We start from the raw sequence: 9,111 nt of genomic DNA, 5'->3' as shown, positions 1-9,111 counted from the left end.
GCCGACGAGGCCGAAGCCCGCGATCAGCATCGCCCAGGTCATGGGCTCGGGCACGATCGACTCGAAGCCGAAGGTGAGGCCCGACCAGAATTCGCCATTGACCGAGCGCAGAGTCAGGCTGCTGACCGGAGCGTTGAATCGGATGATGCCATGCGCCTCGCCGGCGCCGATGGTGTTGCCGGCGATGGTGAAGCTGCCATTGCCCCAGTAGCCCTGGCCCTGGTCGATGAGGGTGAAGGCCTGGCTCCAGGCCCATTCGGTCTGGACGGCCGGCTGGCCGAGGCTGATGATGGCGACATGGAGGCCGACCACTGGCGAGGAGAAGGTGAAGGTGTAGGAGCCGGTGTCGGGCCCCACGAAGTCGTTGTTGGGCGGCAAGTTCGGCACCCCGTCATAGGCCGGCCACGGGACCAAGCCGCCCATGCGCCAGAAATCGAAGCCGCCGGCAGTCTGCGCGACATTGAACCCGCCGGCAGTCGCCGTTCCGACGACCGACACCGGTCCCATTGTCCCGGTGACTCCCAACGGCGCCGCTGTCGTCCAGTCGGTCCAGGTGATGGCCGCCGTCGCGCCCGAAGCGCTGGCGAGCGCGAGTGCACAAAGTCCAAGTCTCAGCATGTCCGGTCCTCCGCTGTTCGACGGCAGCCGCCGACTGCGGCTTCCGTCACCGACCTGTTTCCGCAAGAACCATGCCAACTTTCAGGCCACTTCCAAGACCTTGAAATGCCGTGGTGGGGATTTCAGGCCGGAAACGGGCATGTCAAGAAATTTGACAGGGGCGCGCGGGTCGCTGGTCAGATGTCGGCGAAACAGTGGGTCTCGGCCGCGGCGCCCGGGTGGGTGGTGGCGCCGAGATGGGCCGGGCCGACGGTTCGTGCATAGCGCCAAAGCGCGCCTGACTGGTAGTCGTGGGCGCGGGAGCGCCAGCGGGCGCGGCGCTCGGCGAGCACGCCCTCGTCCACCAGAAGATCGATCGAGCCCGCCTCGGCGTCGATCCGGATGATGTCGCCATCCTCAACAAGCGCGATCGGCCCGCCGTCTGCCGCCTCGGGGCCGACATGGCCGATGCAGAAGCCGCGCGTCGCGCCGGAGAAGCGGCCGTCGGTCACAAGCGCCACCCGGTCCCCCATGCCCTGGCCGTAGAGGGCGGCGGTTGTCGAGAGCATCTCCCGCATGCCCGGCCCGCCCTTGGGCCCCTCGTAGCGGATGACGAGTACTTCGCCCTCGCGATAGGCGCGCTGCTCGACGGCGGCGAAGGCCTCCTCCTCGCAGTCGAAGCAGCGCGCCGGGCCTTCGAACCGCAAGTTCGTCATGCCAGCCACTTTCACGATGGCGCCATCGGGCGCGAGGCTTCCCCAAAGCCCCACGACCCCACCCGTTGGCGAGAGCGGATTGGAAACAGGGCGGATCACGTCCTGCGCTGGATTCCAGCGGATGTCCGCGAGATTCTCGGCAAGCGTGCGCCCGGTGACTGTCAGGCAGTCGCCGTGGAGGAGCCCGGCGTCGAGAAGCGTCTTCATGACCATATAGACCCCGCCGGCCAGATGCATGTCTTTTGCCACGTAGCGGCCACCGGGCTGGAGATCGGCGATCCAGGGGGTGGTGCGGAAGATTTCGGCGACATCGCGCAGGGTGAAGCGAATGCCGGCCTCATGCGCCATGGCAGGGAGGTGGAGGGCCGCGTTGGTTGAGCCGCCGGTTGCTGCCACCACGCGCGCTGCATTCTCGAAGGCTTGGCGCGTGCAAATGTCACGCGGGCGCAAGTTGCGCGCAAGGCAGGCCATGACTGCCCGGCCGGCAGCGCGGGCGATGTCGGCGCGGCTTTCATGCGGGGCGGGCGCCATGTTGGAATTGGGAAGCGAAAGGCCAATCGCTTCTGCCACACAGGCCATGGTGTTGGCAGTGAATTGGCCGCCACAGGCGCCATCGCCGGGGCAGGCGACTCGTTCGAGCGCTTCCAGGCGTGTGAGTGGGCAAGCGCCGGCGGCATGGGCGCCGACTGCCTCGAAGACGTCCTTGACGGTGACGTCGCGGTCCTCGAAGCGGCCGGGCAGGATCGAGCCGCCGTAGACGAAGACGGATGGCACATTGAGGCGAAGCATCGCCATCATCATGCCTGGCAAGGATTTGTCACAGCCGGCAAAGCCGACGAGGGCGTCATAGCAGTGGCCGCGCACCGAAAGCTCGATCGAATCGGCGATGACTTCGCGGCTGACCAGGCTCGCCTTCATCCCCTGGTGGCCCATGGCGATCCCGTCGGTGACTGTGATGGTGTTGAACCGCCGCGGCGTGCCGCCCGCTTCGATCACGCCTTCGCGCGCGATATCGGCCTGGGCATCAAGCGCGGTGTTGCAGGGTGCCGACTCATTGCCGGCGGAGACGACTCCGACAAACGGGCGCATGATCTCTTCGGCCGTCATCCCCATGGCATAATAGTAGCTGCGGTGCGGCGCCTTGGCGGGGCCGACGGAGACATGGCGGCTGGGCAGGCGGGACTTGTCGAACGGCATCGGTCTCTCCCAATCTAGGTCGCCAAAGCGCGTGCGGCCGGCCCCGGTCAACCCCGCCAGAGAAGCCCTGCGAACAGCGCAAGTCCAATCGCCACCACCAGCCGCTTTATGGCCCGGTCGGGCACATGCGCGATCAGGCGCGCACCAAGATAGCCGCCTGCCATTGAGGCAAGCCCGAGCGTGAGCGCGGCTTGCCACACGGCCTCGCCGGAAGCTGCAAAGACGACAGCGCCGGAGAGGTTCATTGCTGCCGCAAGCGCATTCTTGTTGGCTTGTGCGGCCTTGACCGTGGCGCCGGCGACGGTGAACAGTGCCAGCATCAGAAAACCGATCCCGCCACCGAAATAACCACCATAGACCGAGATGAGCGCCTGCGCAGCAAGCAAGGGCCCGCGCGCGAGATGCGTTGCTGCGAGCGGCCGGCCGAAGGCGCCGCGGGCAAAGAGGAGCGTTGCTGCCAGCACCAGCCAGGGAAGCATGGCGGCGAACAGCCCCGTTGGTGTCTGAAGGAGCAGCCAGGCGCCAAGCACGCCGCCCACAAGGCTTATGGCGAGCAGGAGGCGAAAGCCCGTGTTTCCAACCGGGCCAGTCAGCTGCCGGTTGGCAAGCGCGGTCGTGATCTGGCCAGGGAAGAGGGCAATGGTGGAGGTGAGGTTTGCGACCCGCGCATCAAGCCCAGTCAGCATGAGGGCGGGAAGCGTCACGAACGAGCCGCCGCCGGCCAGGGCATTCTGAAGCCCTGCCCAGAGGCCTGCTGCCAGGAGGATCCCGATTTCGGCTGCGCTGCCCCCGTCCATCCGCCTACCTTGCCGCCCTGGCCTTTCCGGGTCTAACGAGTGCTTGCGCTAGAGACGGAGAGCCGCATGGGGAAGCGCTATTTCGGTACTGACGGGATCCGCGGGCTGGCCAATGGCGAGCAGCTCACGCCCGAACTGGCGCTGAAAGTGGGCCAGGCAGCAGGCACCCATTTTCTGAAAGGCAGCCATCGTCACCGCGTGCTTATCGGCAAGGATACGCGGCTTTCCGGCTACATGCTCGAGCAGGCGCTGACCGCGGGCTTCACTTCGGTCGGGATGGACGTGGTGCAGGTCGGCCCCTTGCCGACACCTGCGATTGCCATGCTCACACGCGAGATGCGCGCGGATCTGGGCGTCATGATCTCGGCCAGCCACAACCCCTATTACGACAATGGGATCAAGCTGTTCGGGCCCGATGGCTACAAGCTCTCGGACGCGGATGAAGCTGCCATTGAAGCGCTTATTGCGGCGGATGTTCCCCGCGCCCGCGATGCAAGCGTTGGCCGGGCGCGGCGAATTGACGATGCCCGCGGCCGCTACATCCACGCCGTCAAGGCGAGCTTTCCAGACGGCGCCCGGCTCGATGGACTGAAGGTCGCGCTCGATTGCGCCCATGGCGCGGCCTATCGAGTCGCCCCGGAGGCGCTTTGGGAGCTCGGTGCGGACCTCGTCACTCTGGGTGTTGAGCCCAACGGCCTCAACATCAACGACCAGTGTGGCTCGACCCACCCCGAGAAGCTGGCTGCAACCGTCGTCGCCAGCGGCGCCCAGATTGGCATTGCGCTCGATGGCGACGCTGATCGCCTTATTCTCGTCGACGAGCAGGGGCGGATTGTCGATGGCGACCAGATTCTCGCCTTGATCGCGTGCTCCTTCGTCCGCTCTGGCCGGCTGAAGGGCGGGGCTGTGGTCGCAACTGTCATGTCCAACCTGGGGCTTGAGCGCTATTGCGCATCGCTCGGGCTGGCGCTTGCGCGCACCCCCGTTGGCGACCGCCATGTGCTTGCCGAGATGCGCGCGCGCGGCTGCAACCTGGGCGGCGAGCAGTCGGGACATGTGATCCTCGCGGATCATGCAACAACCGGCGATGGCCTGGTGGCAGCGTTGCAGGTTCTTGCTGTTCTCGTGGCTGGCAATCGTCCGGCAAGCGAAGTCTTGAACCTCTTCACTCCCGTCCCGCAGCTGTTGCGCAATGTCCGCTTCGCTGGCGGCAAGCCGCTTGAGGATCCACGTGTGAAGGCGACAATCGCGCATGTCGAGGCGGAGCTCGGCTCCCGCGGGCGCCTTGTGGTCCGCCCATCGGGCACGGAGCCGCTCATCCGTGTGATGGCGGAAGCCGATGACGAAGCCCTCGTCGCCCGCGTGGTTGAGGATGTCTGTGAGGCGGTCAGGGCTGCGGCCTGAAGATGCTCCCGCGCGTGCTCGCCATCGCCGGCTCGGACTCGGGCGGCGGTGCGGGCATCCAAGCTGACATCAAGACCATAACCCTGCTCGGCGCTTACGCCGCAACGGCGGTGACGGCCATCACCGTTCAGAACAGCCTGGGCGTTGCTGCCGTTCATCTGGTACCACCGGACATCGTTGCAGCGCAGGTCCGCGCCGTGCTCACCGACATCGGCGCCGATGCTGTCAAGATCGGCATGCTCGGTCATGATGCGACCATCGACGCTGTCGCCGATGCCCTCGCGGACTTTGCTGGCCCGGTGGTGCTCGATCCGGTCATGGTCGCCAAGGGCGGAGCTTTCCTGCTGGCGCCGGAGGCAGTCGGCCTGCTTTCGGCGCGGCTTTTGCCGATGGCTGCCGTCGTAACGCCCAATGTTCCCGAACTCGAGGCGCTCGCTGGAACCCAAGTCGAGGATGAAGCTGACCTCCTGCTGGCAGCGCAGGAGCTGCTCGAGAGCGGCGCTCGGGCCGTGCTTGCAAAGGGTGGCCATCTTCCAGGTGATGGCGACGAGGTGGTGGACTGGCTCGCCAGCCATGAGGGCAACCGCCGCTTCGCCTCCCCTCGGATGGCAACCCGCCACACCCATGGCACTGGCTGCACGCTTGCAAGCGCCGTGGCAGCCGGGCTGGCGAAGGGCCTCCCGCTCGAGCGCGCCGTGGCCGAAGCGCGCGCCTATGTGGCAGGGGCACTTGCCCATGCGCCTGGCCTTGGCGCTGGCCACGGGCCGCTGGGGCATGGTTGGACTCTCGCCTCGGGATGAGGGTCTTCGGAGTCGATGAAGTCGGGCGCGGGCCGCTTGCCGGGCCCGTGGTCGCGGCTGCGGTGCGCCTCAGTTCGCATGTGCCCGGCCTTGCTGACTCGAAGACGCTGTCCCCTGCGGCCCGGCTCCGGCTTGACGCCCGGATCCGGAGCTCGGCCGAGGTCGCGCTCGGCTCGGCCTCGGTCGAGGAGATCGACCGCCTCAACATCCTTGCTGCGACCATGCTCGCGATGGCCCGGGCTATCGATGCGCTTGCCCGCGCCTGCGGCCCGCCCGACCTCGTGCTCATCGATGGCAACCGGGCGCCGTCACTTGCCTTCCCGGTCGAGGCCATCGTCGGCGGCGACACGCGCGAGCCGGCCATATCGGCGGCCTCGATTATCGCCAAGGTGGCGCGCGATTCCCTGATGGTTGAGCTTTGTGCCAAGGATCCGCGCTACGGCTTCTCCGCCCACAAGGGCTACGGCACGCCCGCGCACCTCGCCGCACTCGCCCGGCACGGCCCCTCGCCGGCGCATCGCCGGTCCTTCGCACCGGTCGCGAGGTTTCTTGGCCGCTGAGTCCTTTCGGCCACAGCCGCAATATCTAGAGGTTCTTCTTGCCACCGGGACTCAAGCCATAGTGGCACTCACCAATCCGGAGTCCAGACCTGGGGATAACGTCTCAACTCCATGACTTGACCGGAGATTCCCTTCCCATGCAGCCTGCATGCCGCGGCTTCGAGCGAGGGGATTTTGATGATTATTACCGGCGATTGCGTGGCGGAGATGGCGAAGCTTGCTGCTGCCTCGGTTGATCTCGTCTTCGCTGACCCGCCCTACAATCTCCAGCTTGGTGGCGACCTCAATCGGCCCGATGGCAGCGAGGTGGATGCCGTAACGGAGGCGTGGGACCGGTTTGAAAGCTTTGCGGCCTATGACTCGTTCACTCGGGCGTGGCTCAGCGAGGTGCGCCGGGTGCTCAAGCCCGATGGAGCGCTGTGGGTCATTGGCACTTACCACAACATCTTCCGCGTCGGTGCGGCGATGCAGGACCTTGGCTTCTGGATCCAGAACGATGTCATCTGGCGCAAGGCCAACCCGATGCCCAATTTCCGTGGCACCCGCTTCACCAATGCCCATGAGACTTTGATTTGGGCAGCGCGGTCAAAGGAGTCGCGACCCCACTTCGCCTATCAGGCGATGAAGGCCTTGAACGAGGGCGTCCAGATGCGCTCGGACTGGTGGCTGCCGATTTGCACTGGCGCCGAGCGGGTGAAATGCGCTGGCCATAAGGCGCACCCGACACAGAAGCCCGAAGCCCTGGTGCAGCGCGTTCTGCTCGCCACCAGCCGCGTGGGCGATCTGGTCCTCGACCCCTTTCTGGGAACCGGCACCACCGGAGCTGTTGCCAAGCGGCTCTGCCGCCGCTTCATCGGGATCGAACGCGAGCCAGGCTATGCCGATCTCGCCCGTGCCCGGATTGCAGCCGTCACTCCGCTTGCTGCAGCCGACCTTGAAGTGACTGCGGAGGCTCGCGCTGCCCGCCGGATCCCCTTCGGCGCGCTGGTGGAGACTGGGCGGCTGAAGCCGGGTTCCATGCTGACCTGCCCGCGGCGCCGGATCCACGCCCGGGTCCGGGCGGATGGCAGCCTTGTGCTGGACGGTGGGCGCAGTGGCTCGATCCACCAAGTGGGTGCTGCCGTGCAGGGCCTCCCTTCGTGCAACGGATGGACCTTCTGGCATGTGGAAGAGCGTGGCCGGCTGGTGCCTATTGATGCGCTGCGGGCAGAGCTGCGTGCGGCCGCTCCGGGGTGAGCAGACGCCAAGAGTCTTGCCTTGATACAACATCACATCTAACCCGAGGGCGATTGCCCTTCCGGAGAATGTGATGCGGACTCTGTTTGTTGCGACCACCGCCCTTGTGGCGAGCCCGGCGCTGGCTGAGGATACGCCAGGCCGCGACACCCACATGGACCCCAACCCCGAGATCGTCGTGACGGCGCCCTACCCGCGCGAGGCCTTCTTCGTGCTGTCGGGTGTCTCCGTGCTTTCGGCGGACGCGCTTGCCCGCGAGACGCGCTCGACAATTGGCGAGACTCTGGCGCGCCTGCCGGGCGTGTCGTCCACCTTCTTTGGCCCCAATGCTTCGCGCCCGGTCTTGCGCGGGCTGCAGGGTGAGCGCGTGCGGGTGCTGACCGACGGAATCGGCAGCTTTGACGTCTCGAACACCAGCGTCGACCATGCGGTCGCCCTCTCGCCATTCGCTGCTGACCGAATCGAGGTGGTGCGCGGGCCCGAAGTTTTGCTCTATGGCTCCTCGGCCATCGGCGGGGTTGTCAACCTCTACGACCGGCGAATCCCGCGCGGCATTCCAGAAGGCCGGGTCCACCTTGATGCCCAGGCCGGTTATGCCACGGCGGCGCGCGAGGGCCAGATCGCTGGCAGCGTCGATGTCGCGGTCCTGCCGAACTTTGTCGTCAATGCGACTGGCAGCTTCCTTGATGCGCGTGACCAGCGGGTCGGTGGGTTCGTCTATTCGCGTGCGCTGCGTGAGGAAGCGCTTGCCGCCGGTCTCGACCCCGACGAGGTCAACCTGACTGGCAAGCTCGACAACACGGCAGCGCGCGGCTTCGACGTCTCGGGTGGCGCAACCTGGTTCTTCGGCGGCGACAGCTCGGTCGGCGTTGCCGCGACGAGGATTGAGAACCGCTATGGTGTGCCCAACCGCCTCGAACTCCCTCACGACCATGAGGAGGAGCATGGGGAGGCGCATGGGGAGGAGCATGGCGACATCCGCCTCGACATGCGCCAGACCCGGGTCGACCTCCGGCTCGATGCTGCCCTCGGCGACGGCTTCCTCGACCGGCTGCGCTTGCGCGCAGGCTATGCCGACTATGTTCACGATGAGCTTGAAGAGGATGGCGAAATCGGCACCACCTTTGCCTCGAAGGGTGGCGAGCTCCGCCTTGAGGCCGTCCAGCGCGAGAAGGAGGGCTGGAAGGGTGCGAGTGGCTTCCAGTTCCTCTCGCGCAGGCTCGATGCCGAAGGCGAGGAGGCCTATATTCCTGAGAACCGCTCCAGCCAGTTCGGCCTGTTCACCCTGCAGGAGTTTGATCTTGCCCTCTTCAAGGCGGAAGTGTCGGCCCGCTTCGAGCGCACCGACGTGCGCTCGGATGTGGTCGATTTCGATCGTGGCTTCAACGCGGTCTCGGCATCGGTTGGCGCTTCGCTCGCACTTGGGCGGGGGGTGCGCGCTGGTCTCTCTTACACCCATGCCGAGCGTGCTCCGGCTGCCGAAGAGCTGCTCTCGAATGGCCCGCATTTTGCAACCCAGGCTTTCGAGCTCGGCGATCCCGACCTGCGCAAGGAGCGCTCCCAGGGGATTGAGGGCACGCTGCGCGGCCGCGGCGAGGGCTGGCGCATCGACGTCGCCGGCTACCATAGCCGCTTTGTCAATTTCATCTACCTCCTGCCGACGGGCGAGGAGGAGGATGAGCTCCCAGTCTTCCTCTACACGCAAGACAAGGCCCGCTTCACGGGCATCGAGCTTGACACGGATCTTCGCCTCGTGCGCTGGGGCTCGAGCGAGGTCCGGGGCACGTTCCTGCTCGACTGGGTA

The 9,111-nt window shown here is 66.3% G+C and carries 8 protein-coding genes; 5 read left to right on the top strand and 3 right to left on the bottom strand.

Annotated elements, in window-relative coordinates; translation table 11 throughout:
* The 3 genes from ACWIQA_RS04020 to ACWIQA_RS04010 all read right to left on the bottom strand — a co-directional run.
* The coding region (locus tag ACWIQA_RS04020; RefSeq protein ID WP_448581778.1) for a PEPxxWA-CTERM sorting domain-containing protein at positions 1-618 on the bottom strand (618 nt) is incomplete at its 3' end.
* Positions 619-794: 176 nt separating this feature from the next.
* A complete protein-coding gene (ilvD, locus tag ACWIQA_RS04015; protein WP_448581777.1) occupies positions 795-2,510 on the bottom strand; it encodes a dihydroxy-acid dehydratase in 1,716 nt (571 codons plus the stop codon).
* A 47-nt stretch (positions 2,511-2,557) separates the two neighbouring features.
* Positions 2,558-3,307 carry a sulfite exporter TauE/SafE family protein gene (locus ACWIQA_RS04010; RefSeq protein ID WP_448581776.1) on the bottom strand — a complete coding sequence of 250 codons (750 nt, stop codon included), beginning with the start codon at positions 3,305-3,307 and terminating at the stop codon, positions 2,558-2,560.
* Positions 3,308-3,373: 66 nt separating this feature from the next.
* Between ACWIQA_RS04010 and glmM the strand changes: the two genes are divergently transcribed.
* The 5 genes from glmM to ACWIQA_RS03985 all read left to right on the top strand — a co-directional run.
* A complete protein-coding gene (glmM, locus tag ACWIQA_RS04005) occupies positions 3,374-4,711 on the top strand; it encodes a phosphoglucosamine mutase (RefSeq protein WP_448581775.1) in 1,338 nt (445 codons plus the stop codon).
* Positions 4,712-4,713: 2 nt separating this feature from the next.
* A complete protein-coding gene (gene thiD / locus ACWIQA_RS04000) occupies positions 4,714-5,511 on the top strand; it encodes a bifunctional hydroxymethylpyrimidine kinase/phosphomethylpyrimidine kinase (RefSeq protein WP_448581774.1) in 798 nt (265 codons plus the stop codon).
* Positions 5,508-6,071 (top strand): ribonuclease HII, encoded by a 564-nt coding sequence (locus ACWIQA_RS03995; protein ID WP_448581773.1) that lies wholly within the window; start codon positions 5,508-5,510, stop codon positions 6,069-6,071. Before thiD ends, ACWIQA_RS03995 begins: the two co-directional genes overlap by 4 nt.
* A 177-nt stretch (positions 6,072-6,248) precedes the next feature.
* Entirely contained in the window at positions 6,249-7,307 is a 1,059-nt protein-coding gene (locus tag ACWIQA_RS03990) for a DNA methyltransferase (protein ID WP_448581780.1), read from the top strand.
* Between the two features lie 73 nt (positions 7,308-7,380).
* The coding region (locus ACWIQA_RS03985) for a TonB-dependent receptor (protein WP_448581779.1) at positions 7,381-9,111 on the top strand (1,731 nt) is incomplete at its 3' end.

This window comes from Thermaurantiacus sp. (genome assembly GCF_053487655.1).
Note: the sequence above shows the minus strand (reverse complement) of the source record. Positions and strands in the feature narration are given on the sequence as shown.

Coding starts and splice junctions, on each gene's coding strand:
- ilvD (WP_448581777.1), bottom strand. CDS start 2,510: ATGCCGTTCGACAAGTCCCGCCTGCCCAGCCGCCATGTCTCCGTCGGC.
- ACWIQA_RS04010 (WP_448581776.1), bottom strand. CDS start 3,307: ATGGACGGGGGCAGCGCAGCCGAAATCGGGATCCTCCTGGCAGCAGGC.
- glmM (WP_448581775.1), top strand. CDS start 3,374: ATGGGGAAGCGCTATTTCGGTACTGACGGGATCCGCGGGCTGGCCAAT.
- thiD (WP_448581774.1), top strand. CDS start 4,714: ATGCTCCCGCGCGTGCTCGCCATCGCCGGCTCGGACTCGGGCGGCGGT.
- ACWIQA_RS03995 (WP_448581773.1), top strand. CDS start 5,508: ATGAGGGTCTTCGGAGTCGATGAAGTCGGGCGCGGGCCGCTTGCCGGG.
- ACWIQA_RS03990 (WP_448581780.1), top strand. CDS start 6,249: ATGATTATTACCGGCGATTGCGTGGCGGAGATGGCGAAGCTTGCTGCT.